The sequence below is a fragment of the Ensifer adhaerens genome, assembly GCF_002007205.1.
In the GTDB taxonomy this organism is placed as follows: domain Bacteria; phylum Pseudomonadota; class Alphaproteobacteria; order Rhizobiales; family Rhizobiaceae; genus Ensifer; species Ensifer adhaerens_D.
Genome location: NZ_LAZS01000012.1, coordinates 649,461 through 667,894, shown reverse-complemented (window position 1 = coordinate 667,894; position 18,434 = coordinate 649,461). Strand labels below are relative to the sequence as shown.

The 18,434-nt window shown below is 62.8% G+C and carries 17 protein-coding genes; 5 read left to right on the top strand and 12 right to left on the bottom strand.

Annotated features, from left to right (window positions below):
* Positions 1-3 precede the first annotated feature (3 nt).
* A complete protein-coding gene (locus XB14_RS27905; protein WP_077966717.1) occupies positions 4-1,053 on the bottom strand; it encodes a LacI family DNA-binding transcriptional regulator in 1,050 nt (349 codons plus the stop codon).
* Positions 1,054-1,314: 261 nt separating this feature from the next.
* Here XB14_RS27905 and aztD point away from each other — a divergent pair, with 261 nt between their 5' ends.
* Positions 1,315-2,544, top strand: a complete 1,230-nt coding sequence (gene aztD, locus XB14_RS27900; RefSeq protein ID WP_077966716.1) for a zinc metallochaperone AztD — start codon at positions 1,315-1,317, stop codon at positions 2,542-2,544.
* 53 nt (positions 2,545-2,597) lie between these two features.
* Entirely contained in the window at positions 2,598-2,936 is a 339-nt protein-coding gene (locus XB14_RS27895; protein WP_077966715.1) for an autotransporter domain-containing protein, read from the top strand.
* 75 nt (positions 2,937-3,011) lie between these two features.
* On the opposite strand, the gene kduD is transcribed toward XB14_RS27895, so the two are convergent.
* The 7 genes from kduD to XB14_RS27860 form a co-directional block, all read right to left on the bottom strand.
* Complete coding sequence (gene kduD, locus XB14_RS27890; protein WP_077966714.1) at positions 3,012-3,776, bottom strand: 2-dehydro-3-deoxy-D-gluconate 5-dehydrogenase KduD; 765 nt, start codon at positions 3,774-3,776, stop codon at positions 3,012-3,014.
* On the bottom strand, positions 3,773-4,609 hold the full coding sequence (gene kduI / locus XB14_RS27885; protein WP_077966713.1) for a 5-dehydro-4-deoxy-D-glucuronate isomerase: 837 nt from the start codon (positions 4,607-4,609) through the stop codon (positions 3,773-3,775). The genes kduD and kduI overlap by 4 nt, the downstream gene beginning before the upstream one ends.
* Before the next feature lie 40 nt (positions 4,610-4,649).
* The gene (locus XB14_RS27880) at positions 4,650-6,515 is read right to left on the bottom strand and encodes a DUF2264 domain-containing protein (RefSeq protein ID WP_077966712.1); all 1,866 of its coding nucleotides are present in this window, start codon (positions 6,513-6,515) and stop codon (positions 4,650-4,652) included.
* Between the two features lie 74 nt (positions 6,516-6,589).
* Entirely contained in the window at positions 6,590-7,873 is a 1,284-nt protein-coding gene (locus XB14_RS27875; protein ID WP_179119693.1) for an ABC transporter substrate-binding protein, read from the bottom strand.
* Between the two features lie 43 nt (positions 7,874-7,916).
* A complete protein-coding gene (locus tag XB14_RS27870; RefSeq protein ID WP_077966710.1) occupies positions 7,917-8,999 on the bottom strand; it encodes an ABC transporter ATP-binding protein in 1,083 nt (360 codons plus the stop codon).
* 34 nt (positions 9,000-9,033) lie between these two features.
* Positions 9,034-9,927 carry a carbohydrate ABC transporter permease gene (locus tag XB14_RS27865; RefSeq protein ID WP_077966709.1) on the bottom strand — a complete coding sequence of 298 codons (894 nt, stop codon included), beginning with the start codon at positions 9,925-9,927 and terminating at the stop codon, positions 9,034-9,036.
* A complete protein-coding gene (locus tag XB14_RS27860; RefSeq protein WP_077966697.1) occupies positions 9,920-10,846 on the bottom strand; it encodes a carbohydrate ABC transporter permease in 927 nt (308 codons plus the stop codon). The genes XB14_RS27865 and XB14_RS27860 overlap by 8 nt, the downstream gene beginning before the upstream one ends.
* 140 nt (positions 10,847-10,986) lie before the next feature.
* On the opposite strand from XB14_RS27860, the gene XB14_RS27855 reads away from it, so the two are divergent.
* Positions 10,987-12,177 (top strand): glycoside hydrolase family 88 protein, encoded by a 1,191-nt coding sequence (locus tag XB14_RS27855; protein WP_210190052.1) that lies wholly within the window; start codon positions 10,987-10,989, stop codon positions 12,175-12,177.
* A gap of 67 nt (positions 12,178-12,244) precedes the next feature.
* On the top strand, positions 12,245-13,309 hold the full coding sequence (locus XB14_RS27850) for a LacI family DNA-binding transcriptional regulator (protein WP_077966696.1): 1,065 nt from the start codon (positions 12,245-12,247) through the stop codon (positions 13,307-13,309).
* 29 nt (positions 13,310-13,338) lie between these two features.
* Here XB14_RS27850 and XB14_RS27845 read toward each other — a convergent pair whose 3' ends face one another.
* The 4 genes from XB14_RS27845 to XB14_RS27830 all read right to left on the bottom strand — a co-directional run bounded on the left by XB14_RS27845 (position 13,339) and on the right by XB14_RS27830 (position 17,485).
* Entirely contained in the window at positions 13,339-14,091 is a 753-nt protein-coding gene (locus tag XB14_RS27845) for an ABC transporter ATP-binding protein (protein WP_077966695.1), read from the bottom strand.
* Positions 14,085-15,152, bottom strand: coding sequence for a FecCD family ABC transporter permease (locus XB14_RS27840; RefSeq protein ID WP_419178630.1), 1,068 nt, complete (start codon positions 15,150-15,152; stop codon positions 14,085-14,087). Before XB14_RS27840 ends, XB14_RS27845 begins: the two co-directional genes overlap by 7 nt.
* Positions 15,152-16,261, bottom strand: a complete 1,110-nt coding sequence (locus XB14_RS27835; protein WP_419178644.1) for an ABC transporter substrate-binding protein — start codon at positions 16,259-16,261, stop codon at positions 15,152-15,154. Before XB14_RS27835 ends, XB14_RS27840 begins: the two co-directional genes overlap by 1 nt.
* Before the next feature lie 90 nt (positions 16,262-16,351).
* Positions 16,352-17,485, bottom strand: coding sequence for an ABC transporter substrate-binding protein (locus XB14_RS27830; RefSeq protein ID WP_077966692.1), 1,134 nt, complete (start codon positions 17,483-17,485; stop codon positions 16,352-16,354).
* 104 nt (positions 17,486-17,589) lie between these two features.
* On the opposite strand from XB14_RS27830, the gene XB14_RS27825 reads away from it, so the two are divergent.
* Entirely contained in the window at positions 17,590-18,393 is an 804-nt protein-coding gene (locus tag XB14_RS27825) for a class I SAM-dependent methyltransferase (RefSeq protein ID WP_077966683.1), read from the top strand.
* Positions 18,394-18,434: the final 41 nt, after the last annotated feature.

The window sequence follows — 18,434 nt, the reverse complement described above, 5'->3', positions numbered from 1 at the left end:
TGTCTACCTCCCTGCCGCCGCGCGTGCGGGTGCCGCGGCCGAAACGTCGGCAAGCGAGCCGCGCTCGACCAGTCGGCACGGCAGAAAAATCCGTCCCTGTTCCGGGCGGCCTGCAATCTGATCGAGCAGGCATTCGACCGCACGAATACCGATCTGCCGGCCTGGCTTTTCGATCGTCGTCAGCCCCGGCCACGAGAAAGCTCCCGCCGGAATGCCGTCGAAGCCGAGGATGGAAATATCCTCCGGGCACCGGAGCCCCGCCTCGCGAACGGCGATCATCGCGCCGAGCGCCATCAGATCGTTGGCGACGAACACGGCGCGACTGCCTCTCCACGGCCCGGCGAGCAAGCGCCCCATGGCCTTTCGGCCGCCCTCGACCGTGTAGTCGGATTCCTCGACCGGCAAGATTTCCGGATCGATGTCGCGCGCGACGCAGTGCTCGTGCACGGCGCGCAGGAACCGGGCACGTGCGAGACGCGACCGCGGACCGAGCATCAGGGCCGGCGCCGGATGCCCGCGCTCGACAAGGATGTCCATGCCGAGACGGACCGCCTGGGCGATATCCGAGCCGACGCTCAAGGTATCGGGGAAGCGCTCGGCGCTCGACCCGATGAAAACGAAGGGCAAGCCGAAGCGATCGAGATCATCGAAATTGTCGGCGACCGGATTGATGATCGCGCCATCGACGCGGGCTCGCCGCAGGGCGCGAAGATGCGTCGCCTCCTTGCCGGCATCCCAGTCAGACGAGAAGACGAGAAGCGAAATGTCGTCCTTCGCCGCACGATCCTGGGCGCCGCGGGCGACTTCGGCCCAGAAGGGGTTGGTGATATCGGGAATGACCAGGCCGAGCAGGCCGCTGCGCCCCGAGCGCATACCGACGGCCAGATGGTTGCGTTCATAACCGGTGGCCGCAACGGCTTTCAGCACCCGATCACGGGCCTCGTCGGAAATGCTGGCGGACCCGGCGAGAACGCGCGCAACCGTGCTCTTCGAGACCCCTGCCCGCTCTGCAACATCGATGATGGTGGCCCGTTGCCTGGGTCCGTTCTTCATGCTTCCTCCCGGGCCGAAAGCCGCCTACAGCGATGGCCCTTAAGCTCGTGGGAACGTTACCATGAACTTTTATGACTTGGCAAGAGAGGAGATGCCGATCCCGAGTGCCAATGGCCAGACTTGAGCCCCGCATGGACCGCCGCAGAGGCGGCAGTGACATCTTCGCTGACGCAACTGCAAATGTCAGATCGTTGCCGCTGGACAAGGGAAATGTAACGCTATAACACAACGATGTTACGTTATTACATTATAGGAGATTTCATGTCCCGCTTCGGTTTGTCCGTCCTATTCGCGACCACCATTTTGGCACCCCTCGCCTTTCCATTGACGTCTCATGCCGAAGAAGAAGAGCGCGCAACCTGGCGGCTGTTTGTTGCCGACCACAGCAAGCCGGTGGTCCGCGCCATCGATCTGGAAACGGGCAAGGAAATCAGCCGTTTTGATCTCGAAGGCTACGCCGCCCTTTCCTTGAGCGAGACCGGGCGCACGGTCTTTGCCGTCCAGGGCGAACAGAACCTGATCCATGCCATCGACACGGGCATCGCATTTTCCGATCACGGCGAGCACCGCGATATCGACGTCAAGGACCCCAGGCTTCTCAAGACGACCATCCGGGGGGAAAAGCCGGGTCACGTCGTTGCCCATGGCGACGATCTCGCCATTTTCTACGACCGCGGCGGTAAGTTCGATCTGCTTCGCGAGAGTGCACTGTTGGACGACAAGGCGGAACTCAAGGCTTATGACACGACCGCCGCGCATCATGGCGTCGCGGTTTCGACCGGCAACCATCTTCTCGTTTCGGTCCCGAACCTGGAGGCGACGGTAAAGGAAGGTGAGCTTCCGCCCCGCTTGGGTCTGCGTGTCCTCGACAAGGAGGGCAAGCAGGTCGGCGATGTCGCGACCTGCACGGGGCTGCATGGTGAAGCGACGTCCGCGCGCCTGGTCGCCTTCGGCTGCGCGGAAGGTGTCCTGGTCGCACGTCCGGGCGGGCTCGGCGGCCCCAAGCTCGAGATGCTCGCCTATGGCGACAAGCTGCCGGAAGGCAAGGTATCGACGCTGCTTGGCGGTACCTCCATGCAGTTCTTCCTTGGAAACTACGGAGAAGACAAGGTTGTCCTGATCGATGCCGATGCGAAGGAGCCCTACCGCCTCGTAGAACTGCCATTGCGGCGCGTGGACTTCATCCTCGACCCAGCAAAGTCACGCAACGCATACGTGCTGACGGAGGACGGCAAGCTTCATCTCCTCGACGTCGTGGATGGGGTGATAACCAAATCGGAGACGGTGACGGAGCCCTACAGCAAGGATGGCCACTGGCGCGACGCGAGGCCGCGCCTGGCCGTTGCCGGCAACCATCTCGCCGTCACCGACCCGCGCCAAAGCCTGGTGCGCCTGATCGATACGGAAACGCTGAAGGAAACCCGCTCGATCGCGGTCGAAGGCCAACCCTTCGCCATCGTCGCAGCCGGGGGATCGGGCGCAACCCACTAAGGAAGGTCAGAGCCTGGACGCCGGCTCACGGCCGGCGTCCTTTGCGCAGCTGGATGCTGCCGATCCGGAGATGCCGCCAGGGCGCCACCACTATCCGCTACAGCGACATCGACAGCCTGACGGGGCGCCTCGGCGTTCGTCTTGCCCGAACCGTCGAACTGGACGAGGATCAAGGCGACAAACGTTTTGCCACGACCTGGCTGCGGGCAAGCCTCGTCAACGAGTTCCTCGCCGAGTTCTCGTCGCAGGACGGTTACGTTCCGTTCCATACCGACATGAAGGGTCTGTCGGCTCAGATCAATCTCGGCGTTGATGTCGAGCTCGAGCGCTATGTGTCCCTCTATGGCAGCGTCCGATCTGAAATCAGCCTTGAGGGCGAGGCCAGAATCTAAACGGCAAGCTCGGCCTCAAGGTCGCGTTCTGATGGGCATGCCGCTCAGGCGCCGGCGCCTGAGCGCACCCTCCGTTCATCGCGCTAGCCACCCTCCATCCACGGGGATGACGGCGCCATGCATGTAGCGCGACGCCGGCGCGAGCAGGAAAACGGCAGCGTCGCCGATATCGTCGGGCGTTCCCCAGCGTCCGGCGGGGATGCGCTCAAGGATCGCAGCATTGCGATCGATGTCCGCGCGCAGCGCCTCGGTGTTGTTGGAGACGATGTATCCGGGCGCGATCGCGTTGACGTTGATATTCTGACTTGCCCATTCATTGGCGAGAATGCGGGTGATACCGAGTACTCCGTGTTTTGATGCCGTGTAGGAGGCGACGCGAATGCCGCCCTGGAAGGATAACAGCGAGGCGATGTTGACGATCCGCCCTTCCCGCTTTTCGGCAAGAAGCCTGCGGCCATAGGCCTGGCTCAGGAGAAACGCCGCCTTCAGGTTCAGGTCGAGCACCTCGTCCCAGTCCGCCTCCGAAAGTTCGACCGAGGCGGCGCGGCGGATGATGCCGGCATTGTTGACCAATCCGCTCAGCGGTCCGCATTCGTCCGAGACCCGGTCGATCAACCTCTTGACCGCGTCTCCATCGGCAAGATCGCAAGCGACCGGTACGACCCGGCCGCCCACCGCTTCGACCTTTCCCACCGTCTCGGCCATCGACGAGCGCCCGACCGCGACCACCTCACCGCCGGCACGGCCGATCGACACTGCTATGCCCTGGCCGATGCCTGTGTTGGCGCCGGTGACCAGCACACGCTTTCCGTCAAGGCTAAAAGCGGAGAGATCACTCATCGCAGCGTCTCCATCGGCACCGGGTCGGCGTCGGTGTAATCGACATTGTCGCCGGCCATTGCCCAGATGAAGGCGTAGTTGGAGGTGCCGCAGCCAGAGTGGATCGACCAGACCGGTGACAACACGGCCTCCTCGCTGGCCATGACAATATGGCGCGTCTCGGACGGCTCGCCGAGGAAATGGAAGACCCGCGCCGGCTCGGGAAGATCGAAATAGAGATACACCTCCATGCGCCGGTCATGGATATGCGCCGGCATGGTGTTCCACACCGACCCCTTCTTGAGTTCCGTCATGCCGACGACCAGCTGGCAGGTCTCGATCCCATTGGTGAACTGGAAGATCGAGCGCTCGTTCGACGTCTCCAGACTGCCGAGATCGAGGCGCTTGGCCCCGGCAATGGTCAAAAGTGCCGTCGGGAAGGCACGGTGCGCCGGGGCGGACAACAGGTAGAACTTTGCCGGCGCTGCCCGACTGTCCGATACGAACGTCACCTCCTCGCCCATGCCGACATAGATCATGTCGCGCGCAGCGAGCGGATGGCTCTTGCCTGAAACGACGGCGCGCCCCGGCCCGCCGATGTTGACGGCGATCAACTCGCGGCGCTCGAGAAACGTCTTCGTGCCCATCGGCTTGATGGCTTCGAGCGTCAATTCGGTCTCGACCGGCATCGCCCCGCCGACCACCATGCGATCGTAATGGGTGTAGGTGAGATTGACGCGATCGCTCTCGAAGAGACCGGCAATCTGGAAGTTGTGGCGCAATTCGTCCGTCCCCATCGCGGCGGCGGCGAGCGGGTCGATGGCATGGCGGGAAGTGAAATCGGTAATCGTCATATCAGGTCTTTCGGTCTTTGCGGGAAGATCGGTGAAGGGGTCAGAGCGGCACACCGCGCATCAGGGTAACGGCCGTCCCCTCCTCCGACAGGACACGCCGAAGTTTCTCGAGATCGGGTGCCGCGGGCAAACGAACAAGTTTCGTTCTGCCCTCTGTCGGGCCGGCCTGCGCAAGCACCGCCACTGCCAGGGTGCTGACACCGGCCGGGATGGTGCCGAGCAGTTGAGGAATGACCGTCTTTGCGGACACCAGGTTGGTGTTAGGGGCCGCGATGTGGCACCGCCCCGTGCGCGCAACCGACGAGCCGATGTCGATCATGGCCGACAGGTCGTCCGCCGTGGTGACAATAGCGCGGCCAGTGCCCTGTTCCCGGATTTCGCCGGCATCACGCCCGACCGCAAAGCCGCCTTCGATGGTGGCAAGCGGCCGCGGCGTGTCGATGCGGTGGCGCCGGACGTGAAAATCGCCGTCCCAGTAGAGCCAGGTCTCGACCGAAACATCGGCAAAGGGCCGCCAGCGTGCGTAGAGAACGTTGTCGGCGATCAGCGCCTCTTCATTGGTTTCGCGCACGCGGAAATGCACGCCGTCGTCGCTGAAACCGATCATGGATTCGAGCACGGAATTGTCGAACCGCCAGAGATCGTTTTCGATGCTGAAGCCGTAGCGTGCCGAATAGGCGAACTTCGCGTATTTCTCCGGCGCGAAGCGGATGAAGGTGTTTTCGGCGCTCGTGTGCTGGCCACAGGAGAGCGCAATGGCATCCCCCGGCGGGTTGGCGATCAGGAAACCAATGTGACGCTGGGCAGAGACGGCCGGCCGCGGTGGAGAGATCTCCTCGTCGCTCGTCCAGAACGGATGGTCCTCGGGCAGCATCAGCGGAAGGAAGGCTTTCAGCGCCCAATAGGGCGATTGCGCGGAATTGTAGGGTTCCGACATGATCAGGTTGGGATAGGCATAACCGACGGGCATCACGCCGTCGCGCGCGGCAAAGGGCTGCATCGCCCACCAGCGCAGATGACGCAGGAAATAGCCCTTCTGCTCGCCGAAGGGGATCGTCTCATCACCGACGAGCGCCATGGCGCCGAAGAGACCGGCAATGGCAAAGCGATAGGTCATCGAACGGCCGAAGCAGAGCGCCGGCCCGTCATCGGCAAACCATCTCGACATGTCGCCGGCGATCAATCGAGCTCGCTCACGATATCTGTCCGTCCAGTCGGCGCCGTCGAGCGCCGCCAGGATCAGGCCGTAGAAGTGGAAGGCGAAGGGAATGTAGTGATCGGCGCGGCGCGTATCGCCATCCTGATACCAGCCGTCGCCGAGATAGAAACCATCGAGTTCCTGCCGGTACTGTTCGTCGAGCCCGCGATCACAGTCGACGCCGACGTGTTTCAGCCCCATGCTGACGAGCAACCGGAAGAACTTCCAGTTGTTGTCGCTGTATTCGCAAGCATGACCCTTCAGCAGATAGGCCGCAACATTACGCCGTTCCACCTCTGACAGGGGCGCCCAGAGCTTGTCCGGCACGAGCCTCAGTGCGAAGCCGATCGCCGCCAGTTCCACCAGGCGCTGGCTGCGGTCGAAAGGGTCGCCCCAGTATTCCGGATGCGCCGGATCGCAGCCATTGGCAAGACCGCGTGCGATCGGCGTCCAGTCGATCCATGTCGCGCCGCCGACCTCAGCCGGCGCCAGGCCCCAGAGCAGGCGGGAATAGCCCTCCATGTCGGCGGATTCCTGGTCGAAATGCGCCGCATGCGCATCCAGCCGGATACGCGCACCGCCGGGAGACCGGTACTTCTCGACCGGCTCCACCAGCGCCCTCAGTGCGGCCTCGACATCGGCGCGGCTTGTCAGTGGATTGCCTGCCCAGGGCTTGAACAGGGTTTCGGGGAAGATCGTATCGGTCATCTAAGGCTTCCGTTCGAACATTGCTGCGCGGGAAAGATGACTTCCCGCGCGGCTCAGCAAAGCAGAGCGGATGCTCAGGCCTTGAGAATGCGGTCGGCGGACGAAACGAGTTCGCTGCCCGCTTCGGCCGGCGTCAACTGGCCAAAGGCGACCTTGTCGGCGAGCGGCCGGAAGACGCGCTCGTCGAGTTCGCCAGCCCCGAGCGGCACGGCCGGCGGGTAGGCCCCGACGCGGTCGGCGATGCCGTTGACATAGTCGACGGTCTTTTTCGCCGTCGCGTCGATAGACGGAAGAACGGCAGCCTGCACGTCGGTATTGACGGGCACGCCCCGTTCGACCTGAAGAATCTTGCCGGCCTCCAGATCGTTGACGAAGAAGTCGATGAATTGCGCTGCAAGCTCCGGGTTCTTCGCCGTGCTGGCGATCGACCAGTGCAGGCCGGGACGATAGAAGAGACCGGAGGGACCATCGGCGCTGCTGACCGGCAGCGACGTGATGTCGAGCGTGCTCTTGGAGATCTTCTGGAAGGCCGGCAGCTGGTTGGAGAAGGCAATCGCGATGACTGCGTTGCCGGTTGCCAGCGGATTGCTGTCGACCAGCACCTTGTCGAGTGCCTGAATCTCGGCGGAGACGCAGCCGCCGTTCTTGGTGAGGCTTTCCCAATAGCCGAACCAATCGGCCGCATCGCTGGCCTCGTATCCGAGCTTTCCCGCCTCGTTGTAGAGCTTCTTGCCGCGTTGATGCAGAAACGCCTCGAAGGCATAGGTGTAGCGCGACGCGTTTCCGACCGCCCAGACGTTCTTCTTGCCCATCGCCTTGGTGAGGTCGATCGAGAACTTGGCGAAGTCGTCCCAGGTGGTTTTGGCAGAAGGCGCCGCAAGCCCGGCTTTCGTCACCGCATCGGCGTCGTAGATCATGGCAAAGGCGTTCAGCGACAGCGGCATGCCGGTAACCTTGCCGTCGACCGTTCCGAGATCGAGCACGCCTGGCACCAGCTTGTCCGTGCGGATCACCTTGCCGAGATAGTCGTTGAGCGGCAGGTTGGTGCCTCGCCGGCTATAGTCGGCAAAGCGGCTCGGCTCGAGCTGGAAGATGTCTGGCGCGTTTCCCCCGGCAATCATCGTCGTGAGCTTCGCCCAGTAGTCGCTGCCGCCCACCTCGCCGACGATCTTCACGCCGGAGTGAGCCGCCTCAAAGAGCTTGGCTGCGCCGAGCGTGCGTTCTGCGCGGCTGGGTGTACCCCACCAGTAGAGTCGCATGGATTCCTCTGCGAAGGCGCGGAAGGCCGGCATTGTCGCAAGCGTGGCACCGGCACCGAACAGTGCTGCGTTGCGCAAGAAATGGCGTCTGTTGATCATGTTCTCCTCCTCCATGATTGTGTTTTGAGATCCCGTTCCGAGATCAGTGACCGATGCGGTCGCCGGCCTCGTCGAAAAGGTGGCAGTTCTCCGCGGCGATCCGGACCGCCAGCGTCGAGCCGGCACTGATTGCGCGTTGGCCATCGAGCGCGACCGTCAGCGACTGCCCGTCGACAAGACGGCCGTAGACGATAGTCTGGCCGCCGAGATGCTCGACATGCACAACCGTCAGCGCGCCGAGTTCGAGCCCGCCGGTTCCCTCAGTTCCGATGTGTTCAGGCCGCAGGCCGAGGCTTAGTTTCGCGCCTTCAGCGACATGCCCCTCGATCGGCAGGCGCGCCCGCTTGCCGGCAATGTCGATCGCAACGCCGCCGTCACGGACGTCACTTGCGACCACATCGAGAAAGTTCATCTTGGGCGAGCCGATGAAGCCGGCCACGAAACGATTGGCGGGCCGGTTGTAGATCTCGAGCGGCGTGCCGTGTTGCTCGATGACGCCGGCACGCAGGACGACGATGCGGTCGGCAAGGGTCATCGCCTCGACCTGGTCATGGGTGACGTAGATCATCGTCGCCCCGATGTCCCTGTGCAGCTTGGCAATCTCGACGCGCGTCTGGACCCGCAGTTCCGCATCGAGGTTGGAGAGCGGCTCGTCGAACAGGAAGATCTTCGGATCACGCACGATCGCCCGGCCGATCGCGACACGCTGCCGCTGACCGCCGGAAAGCTGTTTCGGCTTGCGCTCGAGCAGATGGGTGATCTGCAGGATGTCGGCGGCCTTGCGCACGCGCTTGTCGATCTCCGGCTTCGGCATCTTTGCCGTTTCGAGGCCGAAGGACATGTTCTTATAGACGCTCATATGCGGGTAAAGCGCGTAGGACTGGAAGACCATGGCGATGCCCCGCTCGCTCGCGGCCCTTTCGTTCATGCGCTCGCCGCCGATCGAGAGTTCGCCGCCGCTGATCGGTTCAAGCCCCGCGATCATGCGCAGAAGCGTCGACTTGCCGCAGCCGGACGGGCCGACGAAAACCACGAACTCTCCGGAGCCGATCGCCAGGTCGACGCCACGGATGATATCGAGATTGCCAAAGCTCTTCTTGATCCTGTTCAAAGCCAGCGTCGTCATCTCTTCCGTCCCTATCTCTCAATTTCCGTTTGTGTCAGCGCTTCATGCCGGTTGTCGCGATGCCTTCGATCAGCAATCGCTGGAACAGGATGAAGAGAATGAAGATTGGCAGCACCGTCAGCGTCGACATGGCGAACAACGAGCCCCAATCGGACGTGCCGGTGGAGTCGACGAAGGTGCGAAGGCCAAGTTGCGCGGTGTATTTCTCGATGTCGTTCAGGTAGATCAGCGGCGCGAAGAAGTCGTCCCAGGTCCAGATGAACGAGAAGACCGCTGCCGTGGCGAGCACCGGCGTGGAGAGCGGCAGGATCACCTTCAGGAAGATGCGTAGCGGCCCGCAACCATCCATGATCGCCGCCTCGTCGAGCTCGCGCGGAATGCCCCGGAAGAACTGCACCATCAGGAAGATGAAGAAGGCGTCGATCGCCAGGAATTTCGGCACGACCAGCGGCAGGATGGAGTTCACCCAGCCAAGCTTGAGGAACAGGACGTATTGCGGGATCAGCACCGCGTGCTGCGGCATCATCAAGGTGCCGAGCATCAGCGTGAACCAGAAGCCGCGTCCCTTGAAACGAAGGCGCGTGAAGGCATAGGCCGCCATCGAGCAGGAAAAGAGATTGCCGACGACGACCAGCAGCGAAATCACCAGCGAATTGAAGAACATCCAGCCAAAGCTGACGCTAAGGCCACTCCAACCGCGGCGATAGGCATCGACCGTTGGATCGGTCGGGATCAACCCCGTCGAGGTGAAGATCTCGCTGTCCGGCTTGAAGGAGCTCGCGACCATCCACAGCAGCGGATAGAGCATCAGGAAGCTGACCGCGACCAGCAGCGCGTAAAGCAGAGCCCGCTTCCACGGCGATACGCTGGGCTCGGCCGCGTCGGTGCGCGATGCGATGGTGGTCGTCGAAAGAGCGGCATCAGTCATCGTAGTGAACCCAGAACCTGGCCGTCAGGAATGACATGGCGGTGAAGAAAGCGATGATCAGCACCAGGACCCAGGCGAGCGCCGAGGCATAGCCGAAGCGGAAATTGGTGAAGGCCTCCTGGTAGAGATAGAGCGTGTAGAACAGCGTGGAGTCGATCGGCCCGCCGGTTCCGTCGCTGATGACGAAGGCCGAGGTGAAAGCCTTGAAGGCATCGATCGTCAGGATCACGGCATTGAAGAAGATGACCGGCGTCAGCAGCGGCAACGTGATCCGGAAGAACTGTCGTGCCTTGCCGGCACCATCGATGCTTGCCGCTTCATACATGTCCTGCGGGATCTGGCGCAGACCGGCAAGAAAGATGATCATCGACGATCCGAACTGCCAGACCGCCAGGAGAATGAGCGTATAGAGCGACGTCGAAGGGTTCGAGATCCAGCTTGGCCCTTCGAAACCGAACAGGGCATTGAGCGCCTGATTGAGCAGGCCGTCACCGGCGAACACCTGCCGCCACAGCACCGCAACGGCGACGCTGCCGCCGACCAGCGACGGCAGATAGAAGATCGCCCGAAAGAACGAGAGACCTGCGAGCCCCCGGTTCAGGGCCACGGCAACGGCGAGCGCGAAGATCAGCTTCAGGGGCACGGACAACAGCACGAACGTGAAGGTCACGTTCATCGCGGTCCAGAAGCGCGGATCGTCGGTGGCAATGCGCACGTAGTTTTCCGCGCCAACCCAGTTGGCGGCTCCAAGGCCGCTGTAGTCCGTCAAGGACAAATAGAACGAGGCGATCGCGGGCCCGAGCGTCAGCAGAAAAAAGCCGACAAGCCAAGGGGCCAGAAAGCCGTATCCGGCCCAACCGTCCCCGAACCGCAATCGGCCTCCGGCAACCGGCCTTTCAGTTGTCCCTGATATGGACATGGTACCTCTCCAACGATGCCCGGCTCCTCCCGAGCATCCGATTCCTAGCGGCTAGAAATTTTCCCGTCAACAGAAAGTTTCGCAGTTGACGAAATTATCGTAATAGTGCGAAACTTCACGAAACCAACGTGAGGCTCATTATGCGCATAGAACGAAACAGTTACTTCAACGCGGTCGAGATGCTCGGCCAGCGCCCCAATCGCGAACGCCACCAGCAAGCTCTGGAACGCTGCGTCGCCAAACTGCTCCAGACGATGCCGGCGATCGGGCTGCGCAATCCGAAGATCGGGCTTCCGGATCAGACGTGGAGCTACTGCGGACCCTTTGACTGGGTCGTGAGCTTCCAAGCCGGCCAGCTCTGGCTTGCGCTGCAGCTCACTGGCGACCAGCGCTTCCTGAACGCCGCCCGTGCGCGTCGCTCGGTGTTTCGCGACATCTTGCGCCATCGCGACGCTCAAGACCACGATCTCGGTTTCCAGTTTTCGCTGAGCTGCGTCGCCGAATGGCTGCTGACCGGCGACCGCGAGGCCCGCGAGCTCGCTCTTGAGGCCGCGTCCCGGCTGCTCGAGCGCTACCGGCCGGACGCACAGTACATTCAGGCCTGGAATGCCCGCTCGATCCACGGCGGCATTCGCTCCGAATTCGTGAACGGGCGCGTCATCGTCGACACGATGCAGAACCTGGCGCTGCTACACTGGGCGCACGGCGAAACCGGCCGTCACGATTTTGCAGAGGCCGCCAATGGTCACGCCACAACGACCCTGAAGCACCTCGTTCGCGCCGACGATACGAGCTTCCACACATTCCTGTTCGACCCGGCAAGCGGCAAGCCGCTGCGCGGCGAGACCCACCAGGGTTATGCGGACGATTCCTGCTGGTCGCGGGGCCAGGCCTGGCTGATCCACGGCTACGCGCAATGTGCCGCAACGACGGGCAACCCGGCCTTCTTCGACGCGGCCAGGCGGCTGGCGGCGAAGGCGGAAGCGCTGATGGGCGATGATGCCGTTCCGGTTTGGGACTATTCCGTTCCCGATGCGAAGACCGCGCCGCGCGACAGTTCGGCCGGCGCGATCATGGCCGCCGGGGTCTTCATTCTCGCAGGGCTCTGCGAACCGGACGAGGCGTCGCGCTGGTACGGCTTCGGTGATCGCCTGATCGCCGGCCTGCTCGACAGTTGCGACCTGACGAACGATCCCAAGGCCGAAGGCCTGCTCGCTCATGGGGCAGCCCATGCCAGTGCCGGCTATTCCGACGCCATGCTGCCCTATGGCGACTATTATTTCATGGAGGCGTTGATGCGCTCGCTTGGGCATACGCGCTTCTTCTGGTAGTGGACGATCATGACCCTGCAGCCGCAATCAGTCTCGCCCACTTCGGCCAGATAGGACCCTCGTCGATATGGATGACGAATCGAACGCCCCGACACTCAAGGACATCGCCGACGCCGCGGGCGTTTCGGTCGCGTCCGTATCGAAGGTGCTCAACAATCGCGGCGGCGTCGGCGACGAGAGCCGGCGCAAGATTCTCGATCATGCGGAGCGGCTGGGCTACCAGGTTCGGGCCGCACGCTCGCTGATCCGCGCCGGCGTCGAGAGCACGGTGCTCGTGATGCCGGCGCAGTTCTATGCGAGTTCGGCCTTCTACGAGGACGTCATTCAAGGCGTCCTCTCGGAGGCCAACACGAGCTCGCTTCGGATCGACGTCCGGCTCGTCTCCCTCGATGCCGAGATTGCGATCGGCGAGATCACCGACATTCTGCGCGATATCCGGCCGGGGGCGCTGGTCCTGCTGGGCATGGATCATCCGGTCATGATCGACAGGATCGTCGACAGCGGAATTCCAGCCGTCATCATCAACGGCATGGACCGGACGATGCGGCTCTCCTGCGTGCTGCCGGACAACTGGTCCGCCGGTTGGCTCGCCGCACAAAGGCTGCTTGCGGCCGGCCACCGCGAGATCGTGCACGTGACGATCCCCCATCGCCTCTCGCTGCGCCGGCGCCTCGAAGGCTTCCGGATCGCGCTGGAGGAGGCCGGGATGATTTTCGACGAAGACAGGCACGTCTTCGATCTCGGCCGCCTGGGTTTACAGGAGCCCGACACGACGCCCGCGATACGACAGGCGCTGCAGCAGGGACGCTTCGTCGACACGACCGCATTCTTCTGCAGCACCGATCTGATCGCGATCAACGTCATGCAGGCCCTCGAGGCCGGCAACCATTCGGTTCCCGATGACTTTTCGATTATCGGTGTCGATGATATCGCCATCGCCCGGCACAGCCGCCCACCGCTGACGACGATGCGGATCGACCGGGGCGAGCTTGGCCGCGCCGGCATCCAGCTCCTGCTGGAGCGGATCAACGGTCCCGAAATCAACGTGCGCCGGGTCAACCTCGGCGTCCGCCTGGTGGAACGCGCCACGCTCGCAGCACCAAGGAGCGGCCGTCTCGCCAAGAGAGCGTAAGGCGTGGTGCGGCCGACCGGCTCTTTTCGTCAGAGGGACTCGTCGACGATGACGACCGGGCGGCCCATGGAACAGGCCTCGACGCGGGCCTCGACACGATAGACCGCGCGCAGCATGTCCGCCGTGATGACATCGCTGGTCGCACCGCTTGCCACGACCGAGCCACCACTGATGACGATCGTATCCGTGCAGTAGCGCAGCGCATGGTTGAGGTCGTGCAGCGCGATCAGGACCGCCATTCCCGCCTCTGCCGACAAACGCTTCATGAAGCCGAGCACTTCGATCTGGCGAAAGAGATCGAGCGCCGACGTCGGTTCGTCCATCAGCAGCACTTCGGGCTTTCGCACCAGGGCCTGGGCGATCGACACCAGCTGCCTTTGGCCACCGGAGAGTTCGCCGAGACCGCGAAAGGCGAGATCGGCGATCCGCAATTCGGCAAGCACCCGGTCGATCTCGGCGAGCTCGGCGTCCTTCACCTTCCAGCTCGAACCTTGCTTGGCCGAGAGAAGCACGGACTCGTAGACCGTCAGGACGGCGTTGGCGCCGGTATCCTGCGGCATGTAGCAGATGCCCTGCGATCCCTTGGCCGAGTTCGACAGGTGCACGGTACCGGGCCCTGACGTGAGGCCGGCGATGCGCTTGAACAACGTCGACTTGCCGGCCGCATTCGGACCGATCACCGCCGTCAGACCGCCACCGCGCAACACGCCGGTGTCGACGTCGGTAAGCACGACACGCCGGCCGTAGTTCGCGCCGACCTTTTCCAAGGACAGGCTTACCATGCGCGCCTCCTATTGGTGAAAATCAGCACGAAGAAGAAGGGCACGCCGACGAGCGCAGTGATCACCCCGATCGGCAGCACCGCGCCCGGGATCAGCATCTTGCTGACGACCGAGGTGACCGACAAAAGCAGCGCGCCGCAGAGCACGGAAGCCGGCAGGAAGAAACGCTGGTCTTCGCCGACCAGCATGCGGGCGATATGCGGCCCGACGAGACCGACAAAGCCGATCGTGCCGACGAAGGAGACCGGGATCGCCGCGAGCAGGCTTACCGTCAGCATCGCTTCGAGCCGTAAGCGGCGAACATTGATGCCGAAGCTTGCCGCCTTGTCGTCACCCAGCCGAAGCGCGGTCAGCGCCCAGGCGTGCCGTGCAAAGAGCGGTAGCGCGAAGAGAAGCACGGCGCCGGTGATCCAGACCTTGGGCCAGGTTGCCTTGGTGAGGCTGCCCATCGTCCAGAAGACGACGGCTGCCAGCGCCTGCTCGGAGGCGAGATACTCGAGCAGCGACAGCGCAGCATTGAAGGTGAAGACGAGGGCGATGCCAAGCAGCACGATGGTTTCGACGGTGACGCCACGCATGGTGGAGGCAAAGTGAATGAAGAGCGCCGCCAGCATCGCCATCAGGAAGGCGTTGATCGGCACCATATATTGCACCGCGACCGGAAAGACCGCGATGCCGGCGACGAGACCGAGCGCCGCACCGAAGCTGGCGGCCGCTGAAATACCAAGCGTGAACGGGCTTGCCAGCGGATTGGCAAGGATCGTCTGCATCTGCGCGCCGGCAACCGACAGGGAGGCGCCGACCGTCACGGCCATCAGCGCGATCGGCATGCGGATGTCCCAAATCACCACCCGCAGTTGGTCGCTCACCGTGTCGGCACGAAAGAGCGCCGTCAGCACGTCCGACAACGGGTAGTTCGCCGGTCCGAGCGCCATGTCGACCGCAATCGACGCAAAGAGCGCGGCGACGAGACAGAAGATCAGGATCAGGCGGCGCAGAACGAGGGCGCGATAGCGCCCCCGCCCTTCCGGCCCGGCGATGGTTTCAGTCACCGCGACCATCATTCCCCACCTTTCGGCAGCGAAACGAAGTAGCCCGGGCGATAGGTTACCGGCAGGAATTTTTCGTGGAATTCGCGGAAGGTTCTATCCGGGTCGATATCGGCAAAGAGCTGCGGATGGAACCACTTCGCAAATTGCTGGATCGGGATGAACTCGTAGGGCGCGCCGTAGAACTGGTGCCAGACGGCATGCACGTTGCCTTGCTTCACCGCCTTCAGGCCGGGGAAGCCCGGACGCTGCATCAGACCGCGCAGCCGTTCTTGGGCAGAGGCCGCATCGGCGCCGCGACCGACGCTGACGAACTGGTTGAGATCGGATTCCGCCGACCAGTTGCTGCCGGTGATGATGACGTGGTCCGGATCGCTGACGATCAGTTGTTCCGGATTGAGATCGCCGAAGGTGCCCTTGATAACGTCCGAGCCGATGTTGTGGCCCCCGGCCTGCTCTACCATCTTGCCGAAGTTGGCGGGGCCGAAGGTTCGGCAGCAGACGACGTCGCCGGTTATGCCGGGAGAGCGCTCGATGAAGACCTTCGGGCGCGCGATTTCCCCTGCATTCTTGAGGTGGTCCGTTACCAGCGCGATCTGGGCATTGCGATACTCGATGAATTCGCGCGCCTTCGCCTCTGCCCCGAAAAGCTGGCCGAGGATTTCGACCGATTTCTCGCTGTTGGCGACCGGATCGACACGGAAATCGAGATAGACGACGGCGATGCCGGCGGCGGCTGCCTTTTCGATGAAGCCCGATTCCTCGACCGCCTTCTCAGCCTCGAGGTTCAGCGTCAGCACATCCGGCTTCAGCGCGATTGCCGCTTCGAGGCTGAAATCGCCTGATGGGATGTAGCCGAAACGCGGCAGTTTCTCGATGTCGGGGAAACGCTCGGCATAGGCCGCGTAGGAGTCCGGGTCCTTCTTCAGGAGATCATCGCGCCACCCGACGATCGTGTCGAAGACATGCTCGCCCTTCAGCGCCGCCGCCACATGGATCTGCCGCGCCTCGCCGAGCAGTATGCGCTTGGCGGGAAGCGCGATTTCGACGCGGCGGCCGGTGACGTCGACGATTTCCGCAGCACCTGCCGGCAAGGCTGCGAACACGATGGCTGCGAACATCACCGCCGCGGCGATTTTTCTGAAGATCGACATTCTCAATTCCTTTCGATCGCGACGCCGGAGACCCCCCTCCTCCGGCTGCCGGTACGCTTACTTGCCGGTTGTCAGCGAGACGAAGTAGCCGCTCTTGTAGGGAAGCGGCAGGAACCGCTCATGCAATTCCTTGAACGTCGCTTCCGGATCGAGGTCGGCGAAGAGATCCGGATGCAGCCACTTGGCGATCTGCTGGATGGCGACGAACTGGTAGGGGTTGTTGTAGAACTGATGCCAGATCGCATGAACCTGACCGTCCTTGACCGCCTTGACGCCGGTGAAGGCCGGGCGCTCGGTCAGGTTTTCGAGCTTGCGCGCCGCTTCCTTCTCGTCGGCACCATAGCCGACGCCCACCCAGTTGCCGCCAGGTACGTAACCCTGCCAGTTGCCGCCGGTGATGATGATCTGGTCGGGGTTGGAGGCGATGATCTGTTCCGGATTGACCGTACCGAAGGTGCCGGGGATGATGTCCTTTGCCATGTTCACGCCGCCGGCGAACTCGACCATCTTGCCGAAATTCTCGTTGCCGAAGGACATGCAGCAGTCGTCGGAATAGCCGCCAGCGCGCTCGACGAAGACGAGCGGCTTTTTCGGGTTGGCCTTGGCGAGAACGTCGGTCACCTTGGCGATGCTCTCGGCGCGGAACTTGATGAATTGCTCGGCCTTTTCTTCCTTGCCGAGCAGCTTGCCCATCACCCGCATGCTTGGTTCGGTGTTTTCCATCGGCTTTTCGCGGAAGTCGACATAGACGAGCGGAATGCCGACCTTTGCGAGCTTCTCGATGTAGCCGGCTTCTTCCGTCGCCGTCTTTGCGTCGACGTTCATCAACACCACGTCGGGCTTCAAGGCCACCGCCTGCTCGATGTCGAAGGTACCGTCCTTCATGCCGCCGAAGGTCGGCAGCTTGGCGATATCAGGGTATTTCGCCAGATAGGCAGCGTAGCTTTCCGGGTCGGCCTTGGAAAGGTCGTCGCGCCAGCCGACGACGCGCTTGAACGGCTCGTCGCGGTCGAGCGCACCGAGGAAATAGATCTGACGGCCTTCCCCGAGAATCACATGCTCGACCGGCACATTGACCTCGACATCACGGCCGGTGACGTCCTTCACCTTGACGACATCAGCGAAGGCGGCGGTGGAAAAAAGTACGCAAAAGCCCGTGGCGGCCGCAGCCACCCTGTTGAAAAACCGCATTGTTTTTTGCTCCGCTGGAAAATTGGCGCGATCTAATGTTTCATGACTTTATTAGTCAACAATTATCTTTTAGAACGCCTCCAAACAGAGCAAGCGGTACCGACATGAGCGACGTAGCGGATCGACAAAACTACAACCTGCGGGATGAAATAAAGGCCTACTGGTCGGAACGCGCTGCAACTTTCGATCTATCACCGGGGCACGAGATCTTCTCCGACGAGGAGCGTGCCGCCTGGCATGGGCTGTTTCTCAAGCATCTCGGCCCAGGCGACGGTCGCTCTGCACTCGATCTTGCCAGCGGCACCGGCGTCATCTCGCATCTGCTCGATGACCTCGGCTTCAAGGTGCAAGGGCTTGACTGGGCTGAGCCGATGCTCGAACGCGCCCGCGAGAAGGCCCGCAAGCGCGGGCGCCCGATCCGTTTCGCGCTCGGCGACGCCGAAAACACGATGGAGCCCGACGGCCACTACGATGTGATCGTCAATAGGCATCTCGTCTGGACGCTCGTCGATCCGGGCGCGGCCTTCGCCGAATGGTCGCGCGTGTTGAAGCCGGGCGGAACATTGCTGATCGTCGACGGCGATTTCGTGAACACGACCGCAGTGGAGCGATTGTTCTCCAAACTCAGCGCCTGGGGGCAGCGTGTCGGCCTGTTCAAGGCGGAAACGCCAACCGGTTCACCGCAGATGATGGCGACGCATCGCAGCATTCTCTCCCGCGTGCATTTCTCCGGAGGCGCCCGCGCCGAGGCCGTGGTCGAACTCTTGCGCGAAGCCGGCTTCGCCGACCTCGTCATCGACAGGGACCTTCGCGAGATCCATCGCACCCAGGCCAGGAACTGGAATGTCTTCAAGGGCCTGGCACGGCAGAACCAGCACCGCTACGCCATTCGCGCGACAAGGCCCTGACGACGCCAAGTTTGCGAGGCACCCGAGCCCGGTTGGCGTAA